At 75.7% G+C, this 276-nt stretch carries 1 protein-coding gene; it reads left to right on the top strand.

What is annotated here, in order from left to right; translation table 11 throughout:
• On the top strand, positions 1–276 hold a 276-nt coding region (locus DEIPI_RS32305; protein ID WP_045234632.1), incomplete at both ends, for a polysaccharide pyruvyl transferase family protein.

Here is a 276-nt window from a genome sequence, read left to right as displayed (position 1 = left end):
GGCTCGCGGACCGCCTGCGCGCCGAGGGCCGCGAGGTCGTCGCGCTGAGCTTCCAGCCGCACGAGGACGACGAGGAGGCGCGGCTCGTGTCGAACGACGTGGTGTCCACCGCCGACCCGCAGGTGGCGCTCGACACGATCCGCTCGGCCGGGTTCGTGGTGGGCGTGCGTCTGCACGCCGTGATCCTCGCGGCGGCGGCGGGCGTGCCGTTCGCGGGCGTCAGCTACGACCCGAAGGTGCGCGGCTTCTGCGAGGACGCGGGCGCGCCCGTCGTGG

Origin of the sequence: Deinococcus pimensis DSM 21231, assembly GCF_000519345.1 — a bacterium.
GTDB lineage: Bacteria > Deinococcota > Deinococci > Deinococcales > Deinococcaceae > Deinococcus_A > Deinococcus_A pimensis.
This window is presented reverse-complemented; position numbering and strand designations above follow the sequence as displayed.